Raw genomic sequence first — 22,002 nt, 5'->3', positions numbered from 1 at the left:
GCATAAAAGGCTATTAGAGCAGATTGTGGAGGGTGTAGTTTTCTGTTAGGGTGCTCACAACGCCGGCTGGTTATTCGCTGCGGCTAGTTGATGCTTCTTAAGCTTCCAACGTTTATGCATCCAATTCCATTGCTCAGGATGGGCTAAGATAATACGCTCTAAAGCTTGATTATAAGCAAGGGTATTTTGATAAAGTGATTCAGCTGTAGAACCATAATCCTTCCAGGGAATCGGTTCATAAAACTCTAAAACATGCTTGCCATTAGGCAAGCGGTATCCTGCGGCAGGAATTACAGGAACTCCCGTATAACGTGATAATGTCGCTAAGCTACGGTAGGTTCCAGCCTTTTCACCAAAGAACTCTACGGCAATTCCATCTCGATTAGCTAAAGACGCATGCTGATCTAAAACAAAAATTACCGCGTGATTTTGCTCTAACGCCGCACATACTTTATCAAGAGAGTTTTTCTTAGGAATTACATTTAAGCCTGCTTGGTAATACTGCTTAAATAAACTACGCTCAATGAGTTTAATCGATAAGGTGCGGCGGATAAAATGAAACTGGCCTTGAAACTCTTTAAAATTGAGCACCCCGCCTATTGGCGCGACTTCCCAATTGCCAAAATGTCCAGTGAGCGTAAGCACCCCTTTTTTCTGAGCAACCACGGACAACATATGCTCATGACCACGCACCTCGACAAGTTGACGTAGCTTCTCTTCACTCATAAAACGTAATTGCAATGCTTCTTTAAATGATTTAAGCAAATGCGAATAATAAGATTTCACTAAATGATTTTTTAGAGTCAAACTTAAGCGCTCACCATAAACGCGATCAATATTTGCCATAATGACCTGACGCTTATAAGGAGCAAACTTAAAAATAGCTCGCCCCCAAAAGCTAGTAGGTAATACGCTAATTTGTTGTTCTAAATCATTCACAGGCTTTAATCACCAAACACGTGTTCATACTAGCAAATCCGCGATTAACGACTAAAGCATAATCTGCGTTTCCTAAAGAGCGATGCTCCGCACTAACGGATAGTCCCTCACAGCTATGTGCTGTTTGCTGTAAATTAGCAATACCAGGAATACATTGATTTTCCAAAGCATAAGTAGCCATAACCGCATCAATTAATCCTGAAGCGCAAATAGTATGTCCCATAGACCATTTAAATGAAGTTACGGGCGTTTGATGCTCTGCAAAAACGCCTTTTATTGCCTGGGCTTCGCTGTCATCCGATTTCACATTACCATTACCATGAGCCACAATCATGCCAATTTCCTGTGGAGCAATTGCAGTCGAATCGAGCGTACGTTGCATCAGTGCAGCTAATTGTTGCCCGTCATTCTCAATAGAAAATAATCCGGTTGCCTCAGTAGCCGATAAACCACCCATGATTTCGCCATAACAGCGTGCAGAACGCGCACTTACACTGGCCTCACTTTCCAAGACTAATGCAGCAGCTCCTTCAGCCATAATAGTACCATCATGCTCGGCATCAAACGGTTTTAAGTGACGATGACTTAATACCCCTAAATGATCGTAATAATATAGAGATTGTGGTTCAGTGGCCACATCATAAGCAACAACCACTGCGCGATCAACCTGTCCACTCACGATTGCGTGATAAGCTTCGATTAACGCTTGAGTTCCCCCTACCGCATGGTTCGTAACATTATGATTCGGGCCTTTAAATCCATAAGTAATACCGGTATATGCTAAGACGTTATTAGGAAGAATCCGCAATAACCACATTGGATGTACTTCATCAAATAATTGTTGAGCAAAAGGCTGCATTTCACCTTGTGATTTGGCAAGCAAGGGTAAAAAATCATATTGTTGGAAATACTTATTGCCGGGCGAGCCAACAAAAATCGCTGTTTGCTCATTGAAATCATCAGCATTTTCTAAGCCATCACGATAAGCAATCATTTGACTATGCTCAACCGCCTGAACTGCCGCGTTAATACCAATAACATCCTGACGTGAAATGACTTTAATTAATTTTCTATCTGGTAACATTTTTGCCGGTTGAAAATCTTTAAGTTCACCGCCCAGACGTGCAGCCCACTGCGATAAATCCCAATCACGAATTTCTTCAATTCCACTTTTTCCGGAGGAAATAGCATCCCAGGTTGCATCAGCAGTGTTCCCTGAGGCAGTTAAGGCACTACGACCGGTAATAAATACTCTATTGCTTTGACTCATCGCCCTGCTCCTTCAAATTCAGGATGCTTAAATAACAAGCAGCTATTCGAGCCACCAAAACCAAAGGAATCAGATAAAACCACACCTAAAGATTTTTCACGTGGGCCATCAACAACATAATCCAAATCACATTCAGGATCTGGAGTAGTTAAATTTGCGGTTTTGGGAATTTGGCCTTGCTCAATGGACTTAACCGATAAGACAGCTTCAAGTGCTCCGGCAGCAGCAATCAAATGTCCGGTTTGTCCTTTGGTTGAACTCACTGGCAGATGGGCAGTACGCTCACCAAATACAGCTTTAATGGCATTAGTTTCACTTAAATCATTCATCTTCGTTGAAGTACCATGGGCATTGATGTAATCCACATCGGATGCCTGTACGCCCGCATCACTTAATGCACGCTGAATTGCTTGGATCGCTCCATCACCATTAGGATGAGAGTCAGTAATACGATATGAGCTAAGGGAATTTCCTTCACCAGCCAACTCCGCATAAATACGCGCCCCACGCGCCTTCGCTTTATCCCAATCTTCAAGAATCAAAAAGGCAGCCCCCTCCCCCAAAACAAAGCCATTTCGAGTACCATCAAAAGGACGGCTGGCGGTTTCTGGAGTCTCATTATAAGTAGATAAGGCACCTAATAAACAAAAACTGGAAAGACCGATAGGGTTTATCATGGAATCAAAACCACCTGCGAGCATAAAATCAGCTTCACCGCGACGAATCACCTGCATGGCAAGCCCTAAAGCCTGACCACCTGAAGCACAAGCAGTATGCACAGAAGAAGCATAACCACGAATGCCAAATTGCTGAATCAGTAAAGATAAACCAGAGTTCGTTGTGGTTTTGCCAAAGTCCGCTAATTGATAAAACTCACGTGACTTTTCCTGTAATTGGGTCCAATTAACTTCACCATCTTGAGCGCATGTTGTCTGGAATCGATGCAAATAATCAAACTCCGAGGTCATCATTCCGCTACCGGTAACCACGCCCCATTGCGATGCGGTTTGCTCGGTAGGTAAAATGCCCGCATCATCAAATGCCTGACGTGCAGCTTCCAAGGCATATTGGGTAAATGACATGGCAAAACGAGAATGCTTATTAGCTAATGCAGGATTAGGCTTAAAGTTTTTTACTTCCGCCGCTATGTGCGTAGGAAAAGCACTCGCATCAAATTGTTTAATTTCAGCGATTCCTGATTTCCCAGCCAATAAATTCGACCAGGTGGATTCAACATCAAGACCTATAGGGGAAACAGCCCCTAAGCCTGTAATTGCTACTCGTCTTTTTTTCACGTTATTTACCTCGAGGAATAAGCACCACATCCACAACACAAACCCGCTTTCCAGCAACTTCGCTACGAAAAGCCAAGATTAACTCATTTTCCGTGTGTCGTTTTACGGTTACATAACACTCAATCACATCTCCAGGATGGACAAATTCATTCATTTTTATCTTACGCAACTCACTGACGCAATACGCATCTGAAAATGCTGCGCGAGTAATAAATTCACGAGCCAGGTTTAACTTGCACTCCAATAAAACCGTCATCGGTAAAACTGGGTTCTTCGGAAAATGATCCGGCAGGTAGGGTGCGGCTCGAGTAATTCGCTTTATTGCAGTCAAACTGACTCCAGGTTCACTGGAGCTTATACGGTCAAACGTCATGGAGACCGTGCGCATGGTGTTATTATGAGCAAGTTGTTGCTCATCCTGTAAAGGAACACTTTCTGCGCTCAGTGCAGCCCAATCGCCAGGATTATCAATTTCAGCGTATTGTTGCTTCACCTCTTCCAGACTAATAAAATCAGTCATGGGTAATAAAGGGCCTAAGGCACCTTCAACGCTAAAAATTAGCTCAGATCCTACTCGGGCAATACTATGGTATTGCACTGCGCGATCATCAACTTGGTCAATAAACGACTCAAGCAGTAAAGTCTCACCAACATAAGCGGCTCGATGTAACTGGGCACTAGCAACAATACCGGCAACAGGGCGTTGGGAAAAACCATTATGGTGCATCACATTCCAAGCAGCCAATTGTCCTAGGGTTTCACCAATTAAAGAAGGGATAAAACAAAGACGCCCCTGCTCATCGGTCGTCAGGAAGGTATCATCACTTGTTATGTGCTTAATCCCCCGGATTAATTCTCCGGGAGATGAGTGCACAATGCGATCAACAAACAAAAATCTCATCTACGATCACGCAGTAACTTGTTGTTCATTCATTGCAGAAACAACTAATTTACAAAAAGTTTCAACAGTAAATAAAGTTGGTATTTCGTTAACTTTCATACTTGATTTGAATTGATCCGCAGGAACTTCACTCAAATAATTTTGCAAGGCAACCAGGCCTTCTGCAGTTAACACGCCACCTTTTTCAAATTCATCTTCAGCTAAATCGCCACGCGCATTTTTTTCTAATTGACCACGTGGAATTTTAATTTTGAATTCTTTTTCCAATTGGAAAACTAAATCAAGAAAATCAATGGATTCAGCACCTAAGTCAGCAATTAAGCGACTGTTTTGAGACACTTCGTCTTCATCAATTACAAGTACATCGGCAACGATTTCTCTAACCTTAGGATAAACGTCAGCTACATTCATATTTTTTCCTCAGAGATTCAGGCTGGTTCACAAAGCCGCAAAGTATATCATAGATTTTTTTAAAGACATAAAATTAACATAAATTGGTTAAAAACAGACAATATTAATGCACATCAAAATGAGGAATTTAAATTATAACGTTATTGGAATATCAGAATAGACCAGAGGCACTGGCATAATTTAAGGATTATATTTGTGGTTGGGCCGATGGCCCAACCTACGCGACCTTAACTTAATCGCCGAGGATAAGAGTAAGCCCTCATTAATCAAACTACCCTACCTGACTATAACCCGCATCAACAAACAAAGTATGTCCATTAATCATGTCAGCTTCAGGTAAGCACAGCAAATAAACAGCATTGGCAACATCTTGAGGAGTTAATGGTCTATCACTTAGAGCATGAGCCTGATACTCATCTAATAATTGCTCTCTGTTGGGGAAATGCTTCAATGCATCGGTATCAACTACCCCAGCAGAAACAGTATTCACAGTAACGCCATCAACAGCTAACTCCAAGCTTAATGAGCGAACTAAAGCTTCCAAAGCCGCTTTAGATGCCCCGATAAAAGCATAATTAGGAATAGCACGATGCGCCCCCAAACTGGATAAGGCGATAACACGACCACCGCGTGGCATCAAAGCACGGCCTTCAGAAGCAAGATGATTTAAAGCCAAAGCATTAGTTTCCAAGCACCAGCGCCAGTGTTTAGTTGACATTTTCAATGCAGGCTTTAAAACCCCACTAGCCGCATTGCTCACTAAAAAATTAAGATGATCAAAATGCTCACGGAATTGTGCAAACATTTCTTTAACTGACTGATGGTCTGCCACATTTGCCTGTAATGCAACCGCTTTCCGCCCCATTGCCTGAATCTCTTGGACTAAAGCTTGCGCCTCATCCGAGCTGTTGTAGTAAACAATAGCAATATCGCATCCCGCTTGAGCCAACTTTAATGCAGTAGCCTTACCGATACCTCGTGCACCACCAGTAATTAACCCAACTTTTCCTGCAAAATTTAAACTCATGGAACAACCCTCTGACTAAAATAGTGCATTGTCATTTTTATTCACCAGGAATGCAATCTTTAGCGTATTAAATTTTCAAAGATCTTGTTTCTGGATGTCTAACTTTGTACTATCCCCAAACCACACGCCAACCCTGATAATTTTTAATGAAATACCCTTGGTCTAAAACTGTATTTCCTATCGCCGCCATTTTTTCATTTCGTATGCTCGGTTTATTTTTGTTGATCCCGGTATTTAGCATCTATGCTGAAAACTTACAGGGAGCAACTCCGGCACTAATTGGCCTTGCATTGGGAATCTATGGTCTAGGACAAGGGCTTCTGCAAATGCCTTTTGGCTTCCTCTCAGATAAAATTGGCCGAAAACCAATTATTACTATCGGCCTAATTTTATTTGCCTTCGGTAGTATACTGGGCGCATTAACCGACTCCATCTATGGCATGATCATCGCCAGAGCCATACAAGGCACCGGAGCAATAGGTAGTGTATTGATCGCCTTACTTGCCGATTTAACTCCTGATGGACAACGCACCAAAGCCATGGCGGTGATTGGCATGACCATTGGTACTTCATTTAGTTTGGCCATGGTAATCAGCCCAGCCTTGTCACATCGTTATGGCTTAGCAGGTATTTTTTATCTGACCACGGCATTAGCCTTATTCGGTTTGCTCTTACTGCATGGAGTTATCCCTCAGCCGAAAAAAGAACGCTTTCATGGCGATAGTGAAGCAAATCCAGCCTTATTCAAACAGGTCGTCCGCAATAAACATCTACTGCGTCTCGATGTAGGCATTTTTTGCCAGCACTTCATTCTTACGTCAACATTTTTTGCTATTCCATTTATATTAAGAAAACAAGTAGAACAAGGGCACTTAGCACAACAATGGCATTTTTATTTACCGCTCATGTTAGGTGCATTCTTATTAATGGTTCCATTTATCATCCTTGCGGAAAAGAAAAAACTCATGAAACGTATTTTCCTGAGTTCCGTCGCAGTCATCACGCTTGCACAATTGCTCTTAGCCTATACCTATCAAAATTGGTTAGGTCTTTGTCTGCTCATGCTGGCTTTTTTTATTGCGTTCAATATCCTCGAAGCAGCCCTTCCCTCATTAGTCTCGAAACAAGCTCAACCCAATAACAAAGGGACTGCCATGGGAATTTATTCAACCAGCCAATTTTTAGGTATTTTCATTGGTGGTGCTCTTGCTGGCCTTTTATATCAATGGAATGGCAGCCAAGGTATCTTTATGGTGAATGCATTATTAGCCGCTCTATGGTTTACCATTTCCTATTCTATGCAACCTAACGTTTATGTAGCTACCTTAATTCTAGCTTGCGACTGGTCCGATAAAAAAGAAGAGGTAATCAATCAACTGCTAAGTGCTCCAGGCATTCTGGAAGTTGCTTTTGCAAAGGAGGAGCAAGTCCTTTATTTACGCGTAGATAAAGAACATTATGTTGAAGGCAGTGCCGAACAAACTCTCAGAGCAGCCTCCCGTTAGGAGAGCCATTTATTATGTTTGCAAGGATATGATCACATCGCCATCCCCCAGTTTATTATGCTTTCAGGAGTCCCCTGTGTTGGAAAATCAACCTGGCGAGCTCAAATGATGGATGAGTTGAACCGCCTGGATATTCCAGTTACGGTTCTTTCTGAGGATGATATGGCCTTAAATAAGCTCATTGCCTTTACAATTGCGAGGGTACACATTCAATTGCCTCAGAATATTCCGACTGTTTCACACACTTCCCAAATAGCCCCATTGAATGCCAAGACATCTTGTCCTGAGCAGTTGGAACATTTCGCTGTACTGGGGAATTAAACAAAGTATGAGACCAATAATTCTTTTGGCTCACCTCATCCACAACCTGCTTCACCACTTCTGGGGCCGCCTCCTCTGGCAATGGCAAGCTAACATAGAGATCACTTAGATTTTCTTTGACCTTTGATAACTGTTGATAGCCCAGGACATTGATTCCCAACACACTTAATTCGGACAGTAGATCTAAAAGAACACTAGCAAGTGTCTCAAAAACAGGCTCTGCCTCAATCGGGATGAGGAGTTGTATTAATGTTAGGCTCGCCATCACTACACCTAAAATAATAGCCACTTGCGGGGCCTGTTCATATAATTTATGGAGAACAAGCGCACTAGCAATTAAAGTTAAAACACGAACAATCGCGGTCAAAACCAACAATGCCTCTATCATCGAAGCAGACAAGAATAAAACCGCCCCGACAGCACCTACTGACAGGCCCGCAATAGTGAACCCTATAAGAGTTTGGGATACATTAAAATACTCTGAAAGCGGCCTAATAACTTGATTTATAGGGTTTGCCAAATAAAAAAGCCCTCTCGTCAATAATGGTGACACCAACATATAGACTACTAAATTTGGAAACAATAAAATCGGCAAAACAAGCGCCCCAGTGCATCCAGTCACCTTCGCCAAAAGCGGCAATACTCGAGATTCAGAAGACGCTAAATCCATACTCATATCTCTAATAACGCCTTGTAGCCAATGTACAAATGCCGTGGTCAGCATATCATTGACGCTGCAAACAATGAAACAAAGCCATTTAATCGGAGAAATAAGCTTGCGAAGTACTAGAATAGAGCTTAAGTCTCCAAGGGCTATTGCTTCGCGATAAACAATATCACTCAGATTTTCTTCAGCAAAAAATTGAATAATTAATTTATTATAATTTTGCTCGAGAGTATTTAATAAGGATGGGGCATGAACTGCTTGATAAAAAGCCTCTTCTCGCACCTTACGAATTTCTGCACTATGTTGGTTCAGCCAGAGAGCAAACTGAAAAAATGTTTGATTCTCAACGATAAATTGCTGTTGCGCTTTTTTTGAGGGCAGTGAATTCAAGTAAAGTGAAATTGTTTCAAAATAGTCGTCGATTTGCTCTTTTATTCGCTGATCAATGCAATCTAGGGGGATAGAATATGCAAATGGGGGGATCGCATCCAAAACACCAGAGGGAACGTACTTTGAATTCAAGAGTTCTTCAGCCGCAGCCATCATCTCAAGAAACTTCTTTGTTAGCAGAGCATCTTCTGCAGTTTTATCTGGATGATACTTAAGTGAGAGCTTCCTTTTCTGCTGCTTTATTGCGGCAAATAGATCCTTTTCCTCTAATTGCGCTAATTGAGTAGCTATATGCTCCTGCGAAAACTCTAATTGGCGCAAAAGCGCAATTTGCCTAGAAGTTAAGGACATTGAGATGACCCCCAAAAGGCAATTATTATATATAAAACATGGACAAAAAAACAACATCGCAGTAAATAAAATGCCCATATGGAAATGAAAAAAATCATCTCGCAAAATAAGACCGTATTAAATTTTCAACCTTTTGCTAATTATCATTCCTACTGAAATAAATGCAGCCCCAGGGATAATCTCTCATGACCAGCAATTTGATTGACAATCCCTTTTCGTGTTCTTGATATAAAATTAACTAATCTAGCTTAGGTTCTAAAGCAACAGTGAAAGTCCCAGGGTAATTGTATTTTCAACTGAAGAAGCTGTGTTCTGCTCAGAAAGTTTTTGAAAAACACCATAATCCTGCTCATTTTCATATTCAACAAATATATTTATCCCCGTAGTTGTAATGGAATAGGCTGTGCACGATATTCAGGTACTCCATTAATAAACCAAATAAATTACCCCATCATTACCTGTGCGGCAAAAGCAGTTTGCATAGACATCAATCCCAAGCAAAGGCATAAAACATTTTTTTTCACAGAGCCCCTCTTCAACTCGTCCACTCTACTGACGAATTAAACGCACATTCTTATCCATAAACGACGTTTTTTCGGTAGAACGATATGGATTAATATCAAGCCCACCACGACGAGTATATCGTCCATAAACAGTGAGAGAATGCGGTTTGCAATGATTCATAATGTCTACAAAAATACGCTCAATGCATTGTTCATGAAACTCATTGTGGTTTCGGAACGAAACCACATATTTTAATAAGCCTTCACGGTTAATCCTCTTTCCTTTATACTTAATTTGCACACTTCCCCAGTCCGGTTGATTCGTCACCAAGCAATTCGATTTCAAGAGATCAGAACAAAGTATTTCTTCAACCAACTCATCCCCCACTGAAAGAAAAGAAGGCTCAACCAGATATACAGAGCATTCAACATCCAACACATCTATAGACTCGCCAACAAACACTCGTTGCATGTAGAGTTGTTTTGACTGCTCTAATGGGTGAATAGCGACAAAAACCTCTGCCTCTATACGCTCCTGCAAATCCTTTTTAATAATTTCTTCCAAAACCTCAAGACTGTCAAATTTGCTATTGTTAAAGGAGTTAAAATAGAGTTTTAAAGATTTAGATTCGATAAGTTTCGGTGAATTGCAATCATAAATGATTTCTGCAAGGGCAACTACAGGTTTACCTTTGGCATTCAACCAAGACACCTCATAATGGTTCCAGCAATCAAAACCATAAAAGGGCAGGCGCAGAGGATCAACACCTATTTCTTGTCGTTTTCCAGCTCGAGGAATGGGAAATAAGCGCTCAGGATTATAAGTTGGGTCATAGTCTGATTTTTTACCTAGTTCAGATGCATCGGCTACCGATTGATACTTTTTTAATACTTGATCATTCATCGTATTTCGCTCCAAAATTTCTATAATTTTTGCCGTACTTTTCCAATTAACCGATTGGCTTATTTCCATTTGGCTGGAAATATATCTTAATAAGGAAGCCGCCTCATTAATACGTGTTGCTTTAGTTTCCAATTCACGAGCCTGAATTTGCATGGAGAGTACCACATCAAAATTTGCACTTTCTATGATTTTTTTAATCTTCGCCCAAAAACTTCAGCGTCGTAATCTGCTGCAATCTAACTAGATCCTGTTCTGAATATAACCTATATCCTGAGGCTGAGCGTTTTTCTGGTTTCAATAATCCAATATCGTCATAGCACTATAATGACCTAATGGTTAATGAGGTCATTTGACTGATTTCTTTAATTTGGTAATATTTCATACACTCTCTCCTTAATGATGATTCTATTGCATCACGTAACGTGAGAGTCAATACTTATCTGCCTCGTGCTTTACTTAATATAAAGAGAATTTAATCCATGTCCAACAATCCAACTAATTGGCTAAAATTGATCAGCGAAGTTCAAGCCATTGCTCAAAATGGGCTTGCCTATTGCCATAATGAATTTGATAAGGAACGATACACCCGGCTGCGTGAAATTGCTGCCGAGCTCACCGTCGAATTCACCGAACATGAACGTGAGGAGATTCAGTTACGCTTCACTTTAGAACATGGTTATGCTACGCCAAAATTAGAAATTCGCGCATTTGTCCTTAAAGAAAATAAAATATTGCTAGTGAAAGAGCGCTCTGATGGTTTATGGACTTTACCTGGAGGATGGACAGATATTAATGAATCCCCCTCCGAAGCGGTAATTAGAGAAACAAGAGAAGAGACTGGTTTTAATGTCTCCGCTGTACGTTTATTAGCGCTTTGGGATGAACAAAAACATGATCATCCTCATCATTGGCCACATACATATAAATGTTTTTTCCATTGTGATTTAATCTCCGGCGAAGCAACAGAAAATATAGAAATTTCAGCGATTGATTTTTTTGACTTAAATGACTTGCCACCGCTCTCGACTCCACGAGTCACGCAAAGGCAACTGATGCGTTTATATGAACAAGTTACTCGTGCAGAACAGACGCTATTTGATTAGCAATTCACTATGCACTAGTGATATAAATTAAGGTATACTCACTCCCTAACTTTCGCATACAGGAGATTACAAATGGCTCGCGGAATAAATAAGGTCATCTTGATTGGCAACGTTGGTGTTGACCCGGATGTTCGTTACCTACCCAATGGTAACGCAGTAACTACTCTTTCAATTGCCACCAGTGAATCATGGAAAGATAAAAATACCGGTGAAAAGCAAGATAGAACTGAATGGCACCGTGTCGTTTGCTTTAATCGTCTAGGTGAAATCGCCGGCGAATACGTACGTAAAGGCTCAAAGCTTTATATTGAAGGCAGTTTAAGAACGAGAAAATGGCAAGATCAACAAGGCCAAGATCGTTATACCACAGAAATCGTTGCCAATGATATTCAAATGCTGGATAGTAAGGGTGGCAGTGCTGGTGGTTATGATGATATGTCGCAAGCACCACAATATGCTCCAGCGCCCCAACCAAGCGCTAATCGACAAGCAGCAGCACCACAATCAAATCAAATGCCGCATGATGCTTTTGATCAATTTGATGACGATGTCCCATTCTAAGTAATAGTGGAGCCTGGTTGCTTACAACCAGGTTTTCCTTTTCTCCCTCTATTCTGCCATATACTACGTCGAATAATTCCTCGCTCCAACAATAGCACAGCCACAAAGAATTACATCACGATAAGAAAACTAGCCCGTATTAATGCTGCGTAATACAGGCTCAACGCAGTAAGTAGTAATCTAATGACATTAACACAGACGAATATTGTAGAACAGGCTTAGGCTGGGCTGCTAAGCCCTACAAACACAATTGAACCAGCCCCGAGATCCGCGACCTTAACAGCCAGTCAACAAAGCAATAGCATTCATATCTCATGACTTATCCCGGAGCAAGTATACGAGCTTTTTCGGCCACCAACGGGAATCTAAGAGCCGACTAATGGAAAAAATACTTAAATCAAATAAATAAAAAACCCGCTTTTAGCGGGTTTTTATAAAACATCAAAAAATGATATTTCAATAATTACTCAGCATCAGCAACTGGTCTGTCTAACAGCTCAACAATTGCCATTGGTGCATTATCACCATCTCTAAATCCACATTTGATAATGCGAACATAACCACCAGGACGCTTTTCAAAACGAGGACCTAAATCAGTAAATAACTTACCTACCGCAGATTTTGATCTCAAAATATCAAAAGCATGACGACGTGTAGCCACTGAATCAACTTTACTTACAGTGATTAAAGGCTCAATATAACGTCGTAAGTCTTTAGCTTTAGGCAGAGTCGTTTTAATTAACTCATGCTCAATTAAAGAATTACACATATTTGAGAACATCGCCTTGCGATGACTACTTGTACGGCCAAAATTACGGCCAGAATTACGATGACGCATAACAAAAACTCCTAAACATTACTCGCCAAGACTTGCTGGCGGCCAATTCTCAAGTTTCATACCCAGCGATAATGAACGTGAAGCTAAAACGTCCTTAATTTCAGTTAAAGATTTCTTACCTAGATTAGGAGTCTTTAATAATTCATTTTCAGTACGTTGTACTAAATCGCCAATATAATGAATATTTTCTGCTTTTAAACAGTTAGCAGAACGAACCGTTAACTCTAAATCATCTACAGAACGTAATAGAATTGGATCAAAATCATTGCGTTCTTTATTATCAGAGCGAGACTCTTCAAACTTCATATCAACGAATGCATGAAGTTGTCTCTGAAGGATGCTAGCAGAAATACGAATAGATTCTTCAGCATCAATTGTACCATTAGTTTCTAATTCAATAGTTAGCTTATCTAAGTCAGTACGGTTTTCAACACGCGCACTATCAACATAGTAAGCAACTTTTTTTACAGGCGAGAAACTATTGTCAATTTTAAGTTTACCAACAGATTTTCTTTCCACTTCATCATCAAAATGTCTAATGAAGGAATCAGTACTATGGAATCCAATTCCTCTTTCAACTTTCAATGTCATGTTTAATTTGCCCTTTTCGTTCAAATTAGCAATGACAAGCTCAGGGTTAACAACTTCAACGCCATGAGTTAGTTGAATATCACCTGCAGTAACTTGGCAGGGGCCTTGCTTATTAAGAGTTACTATAGCCTCTTCACCAGTTGTTAACTTAATTGCAACCAATTTTAGATTAAGTAGCAAATCAACAACATCTTCCTGAACACCTTCAATAGTACTGTATTCATGAAGAACACCTTCTATTGAAGCCTCAGTGATTGCGCTTCCAGGCATAGATGATAGTAATATACGTCTCAAAGCATTGCCGAGGGTATGACCAAAGCCACGCTCCAAAGGCTCTAAAACTATTTTAGCTTTATAAGGCGATTCAGCCTGAACCTTAAGAACATTAGGTGTCAGCATTTCATTGATTTCAGTATACATTCAGCTATTTCTCCGAGCTTACTTAGAGTAAAGTTCTACAACAAGGTTTACGTTGTAGTCTGAAGATAAGTCAGTTAACGTTGGTGCTGTAGAGAAAGTTCCTTTAAACGAAGAAGAATCTACAGTAATCCAATCGCATGGAACTCTTTGTTCAGACAAAGCTAAAGCCGCTTGAATACGTGCTTGACCTTTTGCCTTTTGGCGAACAGTAATCACATCTCCAGGCTTAACTAAAAATGACGGTACGTTAACAATTTGCTCATTAACTAATATCGCTTTGTGCGTAACTAATTGTCTTGCTTCAGCACGTGTGGTTGCAAAACCCATACGATAGACAACGTTATCAAGACGTCTTTCAAGCAGATTCATCAGGTTTTCGCCTGTAGAACCCTTCATGCGCGCAGCCATTTTATAATAACCACGGAATTGCTTCTCAAGAACACCATACAGTCTTCTAATTTTTTGCTTTTCTCTAAGCTGAATTCCATAACCGCTCAAACGTGGCTTCTTATCACCATGTTGTCCTGGTAATTTTTCAGATTTACATTTGGACTTATGATCACGAACGCCACTTTTCAGTAATAAATCACAACCTTCACGACGTGATAATTTACATTTTGGACCAAGATATCTAGCCATTAAATTACTCCTAAAGTCTTACACACGACGTTTTTTAGGTGGCTTACACCCGTTATGAGGGATACCAGTAACATCGGTTATTTCAACGATTTTAATGTCCTGATCTATAATTTCACGAATTGTGGATTCTCTACCAGGACCAGGGCCACGTACAAATACAGCCACAGATTTTATACCATATTCTTTTGCAGCAGCAGCAGCACGCTCAGTTGCAACTTTTGCAGCATAAGGTGTACTTTTTCTTGAGCCCCTAAAGCCAGATCCACCAGCTGTAGCCCAACTTAACGCATTACCTTGTCGATCAGTAAAGGTAACAATTGTATTGTTAAAAGACGCGTGGATGTGAACGATACCGTCAGATACGACACGCTTTGCCTTTTTACGTACTTTCTGTTGCTTTGACTTAGTTATTGCCATCTTTCTTTCCTACATGAAAAATCAATTAGTAGTGCCTTTTCTGCGACCTTTACGAGTACGAGCATTAGTTTTCGTACGTTGTCCACGCAAGGGCAAGCCTCTTCTGTGTCTTAACCCGCGATAACATCCAAGATCCATAAGGCGCTTAATGTTCATTGTCACAACACGACGCAAATCACCTTCTACAGTAATTTTCGCAATTTCGGTTCTCAAAGACTCCAACTGAGCATCTGATAACTGTGAAACTTTAGTTGAGGGTTCGATACCTACTGTGGAACATAATTTTAGGGATGTAGTTTTACCGATACCATATATAGCTGTTAAAGCAATCACAACATGCTTGTGATCAGGTATGTTTACTCCTGCAATACGAGCCATTAACTTCTCCGAACGTTATTTTGTTCTGTCGAAAGGGACAGAAGAATACTATTTTTATAAAAATAAATCAAGCAGATCTTAACCCTGCTTTTGCTTATGTCGGGCATCTTTACAAATTACTCGTATAATGCCACTTCTTTTAATAATTTTGCAATTGCGACAAATGCGCTTTACAGATGCTCTTACTTTCATTCCTAACTCCGATAAAAATCATAGTAGACCAGGTAACTTCGTACCTTTAAAATTAGCCTTTTTCATTAAAGAATCATATTGCTGAGTCATTAAATGGGCTTGTATTTGTGCTACAAAATCCATAATAACAACTACGATAATTAGCAACGATGTTCCTCCAAAATAAAAAGGGACATGCCACGTATACATTAAAATCTGAGGCAACAAACACACTAAAACTAGATATATAGCACCGATTAAGGTCAACCGAGTCATCACAGAATCGATGTATTTAGTTGTTTGCTCACCGGGTCTAATTCCTGGGATATAAGCACCAGATTTCTTTAAGTTTTCTGCAGTATCTTTAGGGTTAAAAACAAGAGCTGCATAAAAGAACGCAAAAAACAAAATAGCAATTGCATAAACAATTAAGTACAAAGGCTGGCCTGGTGATAAAGCCATTCCAACATCAGATAACCATCCCAAACCTTTAGTATGGGAAAAGAACTGAGCTAGTGTTGCTGGTAGTAATATAATACTGGATGCAAAAATTGGAGGAATTACACCAGACATATTAATTTTTAAGGGTAAATGGCTAGTTTGAGCCGCATATACCTTTCTACCTTGCGTCCTTTGTGCATAGTTAACTCTAATTCGTCTTTGAGCTCGTTCCATAAACACTACAAAACCTGTAACGACCACTACAATTACAGCAACAACAATTAGAGTCAGGGCTTGCATCTGTCCTTCTTTTACCTGTTGAAGAACTGAAGCGATCGCGCTTGGCATACTAGAAACAATCCCTGAGAAAATAATCAGAGAAATACCGTTTCCAACACCCTTCTCAGTTATTTGCTCACCTAACCACATTAAGAACATGGTTCCTGTGACCAAAGTAACAACTGCTGTAAAATAAAATGAAGCATCAGGTTGCAATGCAATTTGCTGTCCTGCTAACCACCGCGCCATACCTAAGGACTGGAATATAGACAGTACCAAGGTTAAATATCGTGTGTATTGGTTTATTTTTCTACGTCCAGACTCGCCTTCTTTCTTTAATTGCTCCAGTTTTGGTGAAACAACAGTAAAAAGTTGAATAATAATGGAAGCAGAAATATACGGCATAATACCGATAGCAAATACGGTAACACGCGATAAAGCGCCACCAGAAAACATATTAAACAAGCCAAAGATTGTATTTTGCTGCTCATTGAAGAAATTAGCTAAACGAGCAGGATCCAAACCAGGAACTGGAATGTGGGCTCCTAAGCGATACACTAATATTCCAAGAATAACAAACATTAATCTTGATTTAAGTTCAGCCAATCCACCACGAGATTGGCTACCATTATGTTTTTGGTTTTTCATAGTCACTCTTCTATGCTGCCACCTAGACCTTCAATGGCTGAACGAGCGCCTTTAGTGACCCTTAAACCTTTCAGTTTGATGGCTTTAGTTAACTCACCGGATAAAATAACCTTTACATCTTTAATTGAACCGTTAATCAGCCCTTCTTTACGTAAGACATCTAAGTCAATTACGTCAACTGTTAACTTTTCAAGTTCACTTAAACATACTTGATCAACTGTTCTACCAATACGAGATTTAAAGCCCATTTTTGGCAAACGTCTTTGAATTGGCATTTGACCGCCTTCAAAGTTAATCTTGTGGAATCCACCTGCTCTAGCTTTTTGACCTTTGTGACCTTTACCACTAGTTTTACCTAGTCCTGATCCAATACCACGGCCTAGACGCTTTTTAGGACGTCGAGAACCTGGATCTGGTGATAGTGAATTTAAGTTCATTACACACTCTCCTCAACGAGCAATAAGTAATCGACCATATTAATAAGGCCACGAATTGCTGGAGTATCATTATGAAACACACATGAGTTTGTTTTACCTAAACCCAATTGCTTTACAATCGAAATATGCTTTGGTTTTCTACCAATAGTACTTTTAACCAAAGTAATTTTAAGTTTCTTTTCCATAATTAGCCCGCCATAACTTCTTCAACAGTTTTACCACGCTTGGCTGCAACATAATCTGGAGTACCGATGTTCATTAAAGCACCGATTGTTGCACGTACAATATTGCTTGGATTGGTAGAACCAATGCTCTTCGCTAATATATTTTGTACGCCGAGAACTTCCAGCACTGCACGCATTGCGCCACCAGCAATAATACCGGTACCTTCGCTAGCTGGCTTCATGAATACTTTAGAAGCACCATAGCTCCAGGTAATTTCGTGGAAAATAGTTGAACCAGAAAGAGGAATATAAACCATGTTTTTCTTGGCTTGTTCCATTGCTTTTTGAATTGCAATTGGAACTTCACGAGCCTTACCACGGCCAAAGCCTACTCTACCTTTTCCGTCGCCAACAACAACGAGAACTGCAAAGCCAAATACACGTCCACCTTTAACAACTTTCGCTGTACGGTTTACCGCGACTAGCTTCTCTGTATAACCATCTGATTTTGGTGATTCTTCGAATGCCATAATCGTTCCTTAAAAATCTAACCCAGCTTCGCGAGCACCTTCTGCAAGGGCTTTCACTCTGCCATGATACTTGTAACCAGCACGATCAAATGCAACCTCAGTTACACCTTTTTCACTAGCGCGCTTCCCAAGTAGCTTACCTACTAAGTTAGCTTGCTCTACTTTGCATTTGCCGGTCAAACTGGCTCTTAATTCTTTATCGACAGTTGAACAAGATGCTAACACTCTATCTCCTTGCTTATCTGCTTGGATAATTTGAGAATAGATATGCACACCGCTTCTATGAACAACTAAACGTGCTCTGCCTGATTTACGAATCAGGGCTTTTGTTTTTAAACCACGTCTTGTGCGTGAGTTGTGCTTATTCATGACTTAGACCCTATTTCTTCTTCGCTTCTTTACGAACAATTTGTTCACCAGCATACTTAACACCTTTACCTTTATAAGGTTCTGGTGGTCTAAATGCTCTGATTTCAGAAGCAGCCTGTCCTAGAATTTGCTTATCAACACCTTTAAGTACAATAACTGTATTGCTAGGAGTCTCAGCTGAAACACCTTTAGGCAATTCATACTCTACTGGGTGAGAAAAACCTAGAGATAAACTAACAGTCTTATCTTTAGCTTGTGCTCTATAACCTACACCAACTAATTCCAGAGTTATCACAAAACCTTGTGTAACGCCGTGAACCATGTTGTTTACTAAGGCTCTAGCAGTACCTGCTTGTGCCCAAGCTTTAGGATCATTTGCGGCTGGTGCAAATTCGATATGGTTATCTGCATTTTTAGTAATTTTCACTAACTTATTAATTTTTTGTGTCAGTGAACCTTTTGGCCCTTTTACCGTAATTTCACCAGCGGTAATTGTTACTTCAACACCAGCTGGTTGTGCTACAGGGGCTTTTGCTACTCTAGACATATCATTCCCCTCAAGTATTAAGCCACTTCACAAATGACTTCGCCACCAACGCCTTTCAGCTTCGCAGATACATGAGTCATTATGCCTTTAGATGTGGATAATATTGCCACGCCAAATCCAGGAATCGAAGTTAGATCTTTAGAAGATTTATAAACTCGTAATCCAGGTCTACTAATTCTTTTAATAAGTTCGATAACTGGCTTACCATGGTAATACTTCAGTTTAATCGTCATTATTTTAAGATTATTCTCTAGTGCTTCTACGAAGAAATCTTGAATATAACCTTCTTCTTTCAAAACACGAGCAATTTCTTCTTTCAATCGAGAAGAAGTTAATGTTACTTGCTGATGTCTAGCCTGTTGACCATTTCTAATTCTGGTCAGCATATCAGCAACAGGATCATGCATACTCACAATCGTTCTCCAAAAAATTTACCAACTGGACTTTCTGCCGCCTGGTACGTTGCCAACCATTAATTGCTGTCTTAAACAAATTCTGCAAAGACCGAATTTGCGATATACCCCATGTGGACGACCACATGATTGACATCTTTTTTTATGGCGAACAGGGTTAGAATTAACAGGTAATTTTGCTAATTTAGCCTGACTATCCATAATCACCTGAAAATCATCAGATGATTTGATCAGGATTTTCAATTCGTTTCTGCGCTGGCTGTATTTGTTTACAAGCTTGGCACGCTTTAACTCTCGCATAAGCATTGATTTCTTAGCCACAATATCACCCTTCTATTTTTTATCTCTATCTTTCAATGGAAGATTAAACGCTTCTAATAAAGCTTTAGCTTCTTCGTTTGTTTTAGCAGTTGTGGTGAAACAAATGTCCAACCCACGAATGCCATCTGTTTTATCGTAATCAATTTCAGGGAATACGATTTGCTCATGTAAACCCATACTGTAGTTACCAGTACCATCAAAAGACTTAGGATTTAGGCCACGAAAATCTCTTACACGAGGTAGAGTAATAGAAACTAAACGATCTAAAAACTCATACATACGTTGACGACGAAGCGTAACTTTGCATCCGATCGGCCAACCTTCTCTGATCTTGAAACCAGCTATAGATTTTCTAGCTTTAGTAACAACAGGCTTTTGTCCAGCAATTAAAGTCATGTCTTCGATTGCGTGGTTCATAATCTTCTTATCGCCAACAGCTTCGCCAACACCCATATTTAAGGTAATTTTAACTAGCTTTGGAACTTCCATAACACTGGAATAATTAAACCGCTTCATCATCATAGGGATGATTTCTTTTTGATAAAAATCATTAAGTCTTGTCATTTCAATCCCCTAATTAAACACGGTCAATTATTTCATTGTCAGATTTAAAGTATCTAACCTTAGAACTGACACCGTTGCTTTCAATAAACTTGAAGCCAACTTTATCAGCTTTCTTAGTGTTAGGATTATAATGAGCAACATTTGATACATGAAGTGCAGCTTCAGTAGCCACAATTCCACCTTTGTTTTCGGGTTTTTGTGGGTTAGCTTTAACATGTTTCATAACCATGTTTCCGCCTTCTACAACAACGCGATCTTCTGCCACTCGTAGGATTTTACCTACATGACCTTTACTTTTACCGGCGATTATAATAACTATGTCGCCTGTCTTAATACGTTTCATATCTAATCCTTCTCACAAAACTTCTGCAGCCAGAGATATTATTTTCATAAATCCCTCTCGTAGCTCGCGAGTAACGGGGCCAAATATACGAGTACCAATTGGCTCGTTTTGGTTATTTAAAAGTACTGCAGCATTGCCATCAAAACGGATCAACGAACCATCATCTCGGCGAACACCTTGAGCTGTTCTAACAACAACAGCTTTCATTACAGCACCTTTTTTTACTTTACTTCTTGGTATTGCGTCTTTAACACTCACTTTGATTACATCACCAACACGCGCATAGCGTCTGTGCGATCCACCAAGTACTTTAATACACATTACCTTTCGTGCTCCACTGTTATCAGCAACATCGAGCACAGTCTGCATTTGGATCATTTTATTACTCCAGCTCTGATTTAGACCAGAAAAAGGTTGCTGATTATATCAGGCCTTTTAGGGTTTTAAAAGTATATCAACGAAGTTGATTAAGAAATTACTTCAACTAATACCCAGCTTTTTGTTTTAGAGAGTGGTCTTGACTCACGGATCTTCACAATATTACCAATTTTACATACTTGATTCTCATCATGAGCATGTACTTTGGATCTACGCTTCATAATTTTGCCATACTTAGGATGCTTTACTGAACGCTCAATCATCACAACTATAGTTTTATCCATTTTGTCGCTAACTACTTTTCCAACCATTGTTCTGGCGTTTGATTCATTAGTAGACATATTACTTACCTGCCTTTTCAGTCAAAATTGTTTTAACTTTGGCTACTGACTTACGCACCATAGTAATGAGGTGAGTTTTATCTAGTGAACCACTTGCTTTTTTCATTCGTAAATTTAATTGTTCTTTACGTAATGAGAGCAATTCATCATTCAATTCTTCAACTGACAAATTACGTAACTCTTGAACAGTTTTCATTACATCACCTTCCTTTCTTCAAACATAACTTTGAAAGGAAGTTTTGCTTTAGCCAGATCAAAAGCTTCCATCGCAAGCTCTCTAGATACACCTTCCATTTCAAATAGAACCTTACCAGGTTGTATTTGAGCAACCCAATATTCTACGCTACCTTTACCTTTACCTTGACGAACTTCTAAAGGCTTTTGAGTAATAGGTTTGTCTGGGAATACTCTAATCCAAATTTTACCACCACGCTTGATATGACGAGTCATTGCACGACGTGCAGCTTCGATTTGACGAGCAGTAAGACGGCCTCTTTCCAGGGCCTTCATACCGAACTCACCAAAACTTATATTGCTACCACGTAAGGCCAAACCTCTGTTACGGCCTTTCATTTGCTTGCGGTGTTTTGTACGCTTTGGTTGTAACATGATTCTTAATCCTCAA

Annotated in this window: 32 protein-coding genes and 1 pseudogene; 4 read left to right on the top strand and 29 right to left on the bottom strand. The window is 40.0% G+C overall.

Translation table 11 applies throughout. The features are described from left to right. Window positions 1–54 precede the first annotated feature (54 nt). The 6 genes from J2N86_RS01605 to fabL form a co-directional block, all read right to left on the bottom strand. Complete coding sequence (locus J2N86_RS01605; protein ID WP_252580463.1) at window positions 55–939, bottom strand: lysophospholipid acyltransferase family protein; 885 nt, start codon at window positions 937–939, stop codon at window positions 55–57. Continuing rightward, a complete protein-coding gene (locus tag J2N86_RS01600; protein ID WP_252580461.1) occupies window positions 932–2,209 on the bottom strand; it encodes a beta-ketoacyl-[acyl-carrier-protein] synthase family protein in 1,278 nt (425 codons plus the stop codon). Before J2N86_RS01600 ends, J2N86_RS01605 begins: the two co-directional genes overlap by 8 nt. Continuing rightward, on the bottom strand, window positions 2,206–3,534 hold the full coding sequence (locus J2N86_RS01595; RefSeq protein ID WP_252582314.1) for a beta-ketoacyl-[acyl-carrier-protein] synthase family protein: 1,329 nt from the start codon (window positions 3,532–3,534) through the stop codon (window positions 2,206–2,208). Before J2N86_RS01595 ends, J2N86_RS01600 begins: the two co-directional genes overlap by 4 nt. Further along, window positions 3,506–4,405 carry a hotdog family protein gene (locus J2N86_RS01590; protein WP_252580460.1) on the bottom strand — a complete coding sequence of 300 codons (900 nt, stop codon included), beginning with the start codon at window positions 4,403–4,405 and terminating at the stop codon, window positions 3,506–3,508. Before J2N86_RS01590 ends, J2N86_RS01595 begins: the two co-directional genes overlap by 29 nt. Window positions 4,406–4,411: 6 nt before the next feature. Next, window positions 4,412–4,816: an acyl carrier protein gene (locus tag J2N86_RS01585; protein WP_252580458.1), complete on the bottom strand. Its 405-nt coding sequence runs from the start codon at window positions 4,814–4,816 to the stop codon at window positions 4,412–4,414. A gap of 271 nt (window positions 4,817–5,087) precedes the next feature. Beyond that, the gene (gene fabL / locus J2N86_RS01580) at window positions 5,088–5,843 is read right to left on the bottom strand and encodes an enoyl-[acyl-carrier-protein] reductase FabL (protein WP_252580456.1); all 756 of its coding nucleotides are present in this window, start codon (window positions 5,841–5,843) and stop codon (window positions 5,088–5,090) included. 146 nt (window positions 5,844–5,989) lie between these two features. On the opposite strand from fabL, the gene J2N86_RS01575 reads away from it, so the two are divergent. Further along, the gene (locus tag J2N86_RS01575) at window positions 5,990–7,348 is read left to right on the top strand and encodes an MFS transporter (protein ID WP_252580454.1); all 1,359 of its coding nucleotides are present in this window, start codon (window positions 5,990–5,992) and stop codon (window positions 7,346–7,348) included. 57 nt (window positions 7,349–7,405) lie between these two features. Continuing rightward, window positions 7,406–7,468, top strand: a pseudogene (locus tag J2N86_RS16200) (hypothetical protein); the annotation flags it as partial. Window positions 7,469–7,535: 67 nt separating this feature from the next. On the opposite strand, the gene J2N86_RS01570 reads toward J2N86_RS16200, so the two are convergent. The 3 genes from J2N86_RS01570 to J2N86_RS01560 form a co-directional block, all read right to left on the bottom strand. After that, complete coding sequence (locus J2N86_RS01570; protein ID WP_252580453.1) at window positions 7,536–9,077, bottom strand: J domain-containing protein; 1,542 nt, start codon at window positions 9,075–9,077, stop codon at window positions 7,536–7,538. Between the two features lie 549 nt (window positions 9,078–9,626). Further along, complete coding sequence (gene queF / locus J2N86_RS01565; protein WP_322790914.1) at window positions 9,627–10,484, bottom strand: NADPH-dependent 7-cyano-7-deazaguanine reductase QueF; 858 nt, start codon at window positions 10,482–10,484, stop codon at window positions 9,627–9,629. A 193-nt stretch (window positions 10,485–10,677) separates the two neighbouring features. Next, the gene (locus J2N86_RS01560) at window positions 10,678–10,782 is read right to left on the bottom strand and encodes a MerR family transcriptional regulator (protein ID WP_252580451.1); all 105 of its coding nucleotides are present in this window, start codon (window positions 10,780–10,782) and stop codon (window positions 10,678–10,680) included. A gap of 181 nt (window positions 10,783–10,963) precedes the next feature. Between J2N86_RS01560 and J2N86_RS01555 the strand changes: the two genes are divergently transcribed. Both J2N86_RS01555 and ssb read left to right on the top strand, forming a co-directional pair. After that, window positions 10,964–11,587, top strand: coding sequence for an NUDIX hydrolase (locus J2N86_RS01555; protein ID WP_252580449.1), 624 nt, complete (start codon window positions 10,964–10,966; stop codon window positions 11,585–11,587). Window positions 11,588–11,659: 72 nt separating this feature from the next. Continuing rightward, window positions 11,660–12,148 (top strand): single-stranded DNA-binding protein, encoded by a 489-nt coding sequence (gene ssb, locus J2N86_RS01550; protein WP_252580447.1) that lies wholly within the window; start codon window positions 11,660–11,662, stop codon window positions 12,146–12,148. Between the two features lie 463 nt (window positions 12,149–12,611). Here ssb and rplQ read toward each other — a convergent pair whose 3' ends face one another. From rplQ to rplP, 20 genes are all read right to left on the bottom strand, one after another. Continuing rightward, the gene (gene rplQ / locus J2N86_RS01545; protein WP_252580445.1) at window positions 12,612–12,986 is read right to left on the bottom strand and encodes a 50S ribosomal protein L17; all 375 of its coding nucleotides are present in this window, start codon (window positions 12,984–12,986) and stop codon (window positions 12,612–12,614) included. Window positions 12,987–13,004: 18 nt separating this feature from the next. Next, window positions 13,005–13,997 carry a DNA-directed RNA polymerase subunit alpha gene (locus J2N86_RS01540; RefSeq protein ID WP_058533026.1) on the bottom strand — a complete coding sequence of 331 codons (993 nt, stop codon included), beginning with the start codon at window positions 13,995–13,997 and terminating at the stop codon, window positions 13,005–13,007. A gap of 18 nt (window positions 13,998–14,015) precedes the next feature. Beyond that, window positions 14,016–14,636: a 30S ribosomal protein S4 gene (gene rpsD / locus J2N86_RS01535; RefSeq protein WP_252580443.1), complete on the bottom strand. Its 621-nt coding sequence runs from the start codon at window positions 14,634–14,636 to the stop codon at window positions 14,016–14,018. 18 nt (window positions 14,637–14,654) lie between these two features. Continuing rightward, window positions 14,655–15,053, bottom strand: coding sequence for a 30S ribosomal protein S11 (gene rpsK / locus J2N86_RS01530; RefSeq protein WP_058533024.1), 399 nt, complete (start codon window positions 15,051–15,053; stop codon window positions 14,655–14,657). 21 nt (window positions 15,054–15,074) lie between these two features. Then, window positions 15,075–15,431 carry a 30S ribosomal protein S13 gene (rpsM, locus tag J2N86_RS01525; RefSeq protein WP_058533023.1) on the bottom strand — a complete coding sequence of 119 codons (357 nt, stop codon included), beginning with the start codon at window positions 15,429–15,431 and terminating at the stop codon, window positions 15,075–15,077. 78 nt (window positions 15,432–15,509) lie between these two features. Continuing rightward, entirely contained in the window at window positions 15,510–15,623 is a 114-nt protein-coding gene (gene rpmJ / locus J2N86_RS01520) for a 50S ribosomal protein L36 (RefSeq protein ID WP_078061441.1), read from the bottom strand. Between the two features lie 18 nt (window positions 15,624–15,641). Then, window positions 15,642–16,970 carry a preprotein translocase subunit SecY gene (gene secY / locus J2N86_RS01515; protein ID WP_252580441.1) on the bottom strand — a complete coding sequence of 443 codons (1,329 nt, stop codon included), beginning with the start codon at window positions 16,968–16,970 and terminating at the stop codon, window positions 15,642–15,644. Window positions 16,971–16,972: 2 nt separating this feature from the next. After that, window positions 16,973–17,407 (bottom strand): 50S ribosomal protein L15, encoded by a 435-nt coding sequence (rplO, locus tag J2N86_RS01510; protein ID WP_252580439.1) that lies wholly within the window; start codon window positions 17,405–17,407, stop codon window positions 16,973–16,975. Further along, a complete protein-coding gene (gene rpmD / locus J2N86_RS01505; RefSeq protein WP_058533020.1) occupies window positions 17,407–17,592 on the bottom strand; it encodes a 50S ribosomal protein L30 in 186 nt (61 codons plus the stop codon). Before rpmD ends, rplO begins: the two co-directional genes overlap by 1 nt. A gap of 2 nt (window positions 17,593–17,594) precedes the next feature. Next, on the bottom strand, window positions 17,595–18,101 hold the full coding sequence (gene rpsE / locus J2N86_RS01500) for a 30S ribosomal protein S5 (RefSeq protein ID WP_058533019.1): 507 nt from the start codon (window positions 18,099–18,101) through the stop codon (window positions 17,595–17,597). Between the two features lie 9 nt (window positions 18,102–18,110). Beyond that, complete coding sequence (rplR, locus tag J2N86_RS01495) at window positions 18,111–18,470, bottom strand: 50S ribosomal protein L18 (protein ID WP_252580437.1); 360 nt, start codon at window positions 18,468–18,470, stop codon at window positions 18,111–18,113. A 10-nt stretch (window positions 18,471–18,480) separates the two neighbouring features. Next, entirely contained in the window at window positions 18,481–19,017 is a 537-nt protein-coding gene (rplF, locus tag J2N86_RS01490) for a 50S ribosomal protein L6 (protein WP_252580435.1), read from the bottom strand. 17 nt (window positions 19,018–19,034) lie between these two features. Further along, entirely contained in the window at window positions 19,035–19,424 is a 390-nt protein-coding gene (rpsH, locus tag J2N86_RS01485; protein ID WP_456085778.1) for a 30S ribosomal protein S8, read from the bottom strand. 24 nt (window positions 19,425–19,448) lie between these two features. Beyond that, window positions 19,449–19,751 (bottom strand): 30S ribosomal protein S14, encoded by a 303-nt coding sequence (rpsN, locus tag J2N86_RS01480; protein WP_058533015.1) that lies wholly within the window; start codon window positions 19,749–19,751, stop codon window positions 19,449–19,451. Window positions 19,752–19,763: 12 nt separating this feature from the next. Further along, entirely contained in the window at window positions 19,764–20,315 is a 552-nt protein-coding gene (gene rplE / locus J2N86_RS01475) for a 50S ribosomal protein L5 (RefSeq protein WP_252580431.1), read from the bottom strand. 13 nt (window positions 20,316–20,328) lie between these two features. Further along, window positions 20,329–20,658: a 50S ribosomal protein L24 gene (gene rplX, locus J2N86_RS01470; RefSeq protein WP_252580430.1), complete on the bottom strand. Its 330-nt coding sequence runs from the start codon at window positions 20,656–20,658 to the stop codon at window positions 20,329–20,331. Window positions 20,659–20,670: 12 nt separating this feature from the next. Continuing rightward, window positions 20,671–21,036, bottom strand: a complete 366-nt coding sequence (gene rplN / locus J2N86_RS01465) for a 50S ribosomal protein L14 (protein WP_252580428.1) — start codon at window positions 21,034–21,036, stop codon at window positions 20,671–20,673. An 89-nt stretch (window positions 21,037–21,125) separates the two neighbouring features. Further along, entirely contained in the window at window positions 21,126–21,377 is a 252-nt protein-coding gene (rpsQ, locus tag J2N86_RS01460; RefSeq protein WP_133136792.1) for a 30S ribosomal protein S17, read from the bottom strand. A 1-nt stretch (window position 21,378) separates the two neighbouring features. Continuing rightward, window positions 21,379–21,573, bottom strand: a complete 195-nt coding sequence (gene rpmC / locus J2N86_RS01455; RefSeq protein ID WP_058533010.1) for a 50S ribosomal protein L29 — start codon at window positions 21,571–21,573, stop codon at window positions 21,379–21,381. Beyond that, window positions 21,573–21,986, bottom strand: coding sequence for a 50S ribosomal protein L16 (rplP, locus tag J2N86_RS01450; RefSeq protein ID WP_058533009.1), 414 nt, complete (start codon window positions 21,984–21,986; stop codon window positions 21,573–21,575). The genes rpmC and rplP overlap by 1 nt, the downstream gene beginning before the upstream one ends. Window positions 21,987–22,002: the final 16 nt, after the last annotated feature.

Origin of the sequence: Legionella lytica (assembly GCF_023921225.1) — a bacterium.
In the GTDB taxonomy this organism is placed as follows: domain Bacteria; phylum Pseudomonadota; class Gammaproteobacteria; order Legionellales; family Legionellaceae; genus Legionella; species Legionella lytica.
Note: the sequence above shows the minus strand (reverse complement) of the source record. Positions and strands in the feature narration are given on the sequence as shown.

Coding starts and splice junctions, on each gene's coding strand:
- J2N86_RS01600 (WP_252580461.1), bottom strand. CDS start 2,209: ATGAGTCAAAGCAATAGAGTATTTATTACCGGTCGTAGTGCCTTAACT.
- J2N86_RS01595 (WP_252582314.1), bottom strand. CDS start 3,534: ATGTGGTGCTTATTCCTCGAGGTAAATAACGTGAAAAAAAGACGAGTA.
- J2N86_RS01590 (WP_252580460.1), bottom strand. CDS start 4,405: ATGAGATTTTTGTTTGTTGATCGCATTGTGCACTCATCTCCCGGAGAA.
- J2N86_RS01585 (WP_252580458.1), bottom strand. CDS start 4,816: ATGAATGTAGCTGACGTTTATCCTAAGGTTAGAGAAATCGTTGCCGAT.
- fabL (WP_252580456.1), bottom strand. CDS start 5,843: ATGAGTTTAAATTTTGCAGGAAAAGTTGGGTTAATTACTGGTGGTGCA.
- J2N86_RS01575 (WP_252580454.1), top strand. CDS start 5,990: ATGAAATACCCTTGGTCTAAAACTGTATTTCCTATCGCCGCCATTTTT.
- J2N86_RS01570 (WP_252580453.1), bottom strand. CDS start 9,077: ATGTCCTTAACTTCTAGGCAAATTGCGCTTTTGCGCCAATTAGAGTTT.
- queF (WP_322790914.1), bottom strand. CDS start 10,484: ATGAATGATCAAGTATTAAAAAAGTATCAATCGGTAGCCGATGCATCT.
- J2N86_RS01555 (WP_252580449.1), top strand. CDS start 10,964: ATGTCCAACAATCCAACTAATTGGCTAAAATTGATCAGCGAAGTTCAA.
- ssb (WP_252580447.1), top strand. CDS start 11,660: ATGGCTCGCGGAATAAATAAGGTCATCTTGATTGGCAACGTTGGTGTT.
- rplQ (WP_252580445.1), bottom strand. CDS start 12,986: ATGCGTCATCGTAATTCTGGCCGTAATTTTGGCCGTACAAGTAGTCAT.
- J2N86_RS01540 (WP_058533026.1), bottom strand. CDS start 13,997: ATGTATACTGAAATCAATGAAATGCTGACACCTAATGTTCTTAAGGTT.
- rpsD (WP_252580443.1), bottom strand. CDS start 14,636: ATGGCTAGATATCTTGGTCCAAAATGTAAATTATCACGTCGTGAAGGT.
- rpsK (WP_058533024.1), bottom strand. CDS start 15,053: ATGGCAATAACTAAGTCAAAGCAACAGAAAGTACGTAAAAAGGCAAAG.
- rpsM (WP_058533023.1), bottom strand. CDS start 15,431: ATGGCTCGTATTGCAGGAGTAAACATACCTGATCACAAGCATGTTGTG.
- rpmJ (WP_078061441.1), bottom strand. CDS start 15,623: ATGAAAGTAAGAGCATCTGTAAAGCGCATTTGTCGCAATTGCAAAATT.
- secY (WP_252580441.1), bottom strand. CDS start 16,970: ATGAAAAACCAAAAACATAATGGTAGCCAATCTCGTGGTGGATTGGCT.
- rplO (WP_252580439.1), bottom strand. CDS start 17,407: ATGAACTTAAATTCACTATCACCAGATCCAGGTTCTCGACGTCCTAAA.
- rpmD (WP_058533020.1), bottom strand. CDS start 17,592: ATGGAAAAGAAACTTAAAATTACTTTGGTTAAAAGTACTATTGGTAGA.
- rpsE (WP_058533019.1), bottom strand. CDS start 18,101: ATGGCATTCGAAGAATCACCAAAATCAGATGGTTATACAGAGAAGCTA.
- rplR (WP_252580437.1), bottom strand. CDS start 18,470: ATGAATAAGCACAACTCACGCACAAGACGTGGTTTAAAAACAAAAGCC.
- rplF (WP_252580435.1), bottom strand. CDS start 19,017: ATGTCTAGAGTAGCAAAAGCCCCTGTAGCACAACCAGCTGGTGTTGAA.
- rpsH (WP_456085778.1), bottom strand. CDS start 19,424: ATGCATGATCCTGTTGCTGATATGCTGACCAGAATTAGAAATGGTCAA.
- rplE (WP_252580431.1), bottom strand. CDS start 20,315: ATGACAAGACTTAATGATTTTTATCAAAAAGAAATCATCCCTATGATG.
- rplX (WP_252580430.1), bottom strand. CDS start 20,658: ATGAAACGTATTAAGACAGGCGACATAGTTATTATAATCGCCGGTAAA.
- rplN (WP_252580428.1), bottom strand. CDS start 21,036: ATGATCCAAATGCAGACTGTGCTCGATGTTGCTGATAACAGTGGAGCA.
- rpsQ (WP_133136792.1), bottom strand. CDS start 21,377: ATGTCTACTAATGAATCAAACGCCAGAACAATGGTTGGAAAAGTAGTT.
- rpmC (WP_058533010.1), bottom strand. CDS start 21,573: ATGAAAACTGTTCAAGAGTTACGTAATTTGTCAGTTGAAGAATTGAAT.
- rplP (WP_058533009.1), bottom strand. CDS start 21,986: ATGTTACAACCAAAGCGTACAAAACACCGCAAGCAAATGAAAGGCCGT.